Annotated in this window: 2 protein-coding genes; both read right to left on the bottom strand. The window is 50.0% G+C overall.

Annotated elements, in window-relative coordinates:
* A partial coding sequence (locus tag ACMP1L_RS00010) for a ParB/RepB/Spo0J family partition protein (protein WP_418451531.1) occupies positions 1 to 918 on the bottom strand: 918 nt, incomplete at its 3' end.
* A partial coding sequence (locus tag ACMP1L_RS00005) for a ParA family protein (protein ID WP_418451530.1) occupies positions 875 to 1,277 on the bottom strand: 403 nt, incomplete at its 5' end. The genes ACMP1L_RS00005 and ACMP1L_RS00010, both read right to left, overlap by 44 nt.

The following is a 1,277-nucleotide window of genomic DNA, read 5'->3' as shown; positions in this document are numbered from 1 at the left end:
CTGGTCTCTCTGACGCTTTTTCTGCCATGCCTCCAGCAGCTTGATGATGGTTTCCTGCATCCGCTGGGGCGTATAGCTTTTAGGAAAATACTTCCGCAAGGTGTCAGAGGTAAATGTCACTCGGTCCAGATCGCTTTTCTTTTCCTCACCCATGATGACACGCATCATATCGAGGGTCAGATGCCCCTCCTGACTGTATTTTTTGAGCCGCTGGGCTTGAGAAAGAGAAGGGGTAGCCTGTTCGCTGTCCATTGCATCCAGCAAATCTCTCTGTTCCTCTTTTTTGAGGAAGGACAGCTCATAAGCAGGGTTCAGGGCAATCTTCTTTTCATCCACCATATCCATCAATTCAGGAATCAGCTCTGTCAGACGGATATAGCGCTGAACTTGATTTCTGCTTGAACCAGCCTGCTGAGCCAATATTTCATCGGCTCTCAACTTCGTCCCAACTTGGGACGAAGTTAAATCAACTCGCTCTCCCTGATGTTTCATGGCATCCAGCTTCATCTTGTAGGCAAATGCTCTTTCACTGGGGAGCAGACTTTCTCGTTGCAGGTTGCTGTCAACCATAATGATCGTGGCGGCATCATCATCCAAATCCCGAACAATGACCGGCATGGTCTCCTTTTCTGCCAGCTCACTGGCTCTGTGCCGCCTGTGTCCGGCTACCAGCTCATAACCACCCTCCGGGTCAGGGCGGGCAATTGCAGGAACCAGCACACCATACTGCTTGATACTGTCAGCGGTCTCCATCATGGCTTCGTCATCCTTGACTTTGAATGGGTGGTTCTTAAAGGGATGCAGTTCAGACAGCGGAATCTCCTGAATCTTTTCCAGCTTTGCATCCTGACGGCCTTCTTCGGTGGAGAACAGATCATCTACCGATGCCAGTTCTATTTTTTTCGCGCTGCTTTTCAAGTTTCAACACCTCCTTCGTCAGATTTCGATACCCCTCTGCCACCTTGCCGCCAGGGTCATGGGCGAAAATACTTTTTCCCTCTGCGCTAATTTCCTTTGCACGGACAGAATGGGGGATTTCCGTTCCAAAGACTTTGATTTTACTTCCATAGGTGTCCCGCAGCAAAGCAGCAATCTCTTTGGCAAAGTTGGTGCGGTTATCCACCATCGTCAGCAGGATACCGTCAATCTGGAGCTTTGGATTGATCTGCCGTTTTACCTTGCTGACCGTAGATAAAAGCTGTTCCAGTCCTTTGGCGGGCAGATACTCTGCCTGAACGGGAATTATGATCCTGTTCGCAGCCGCCAGCGCATTGACC

The organism is Ventrimonas sp., assembly GCF_048380235.1.
GTDB lineage: Bacteria > Bacillota > Clostridia > Lachnospirales > Lachnospiraceae > Brotaphodocola.
The sequence above is the reverse complement of the archived record's forward strand: the minus strand, read 5'-3'. Positions and strand labels throughout refer to the sequence as shown.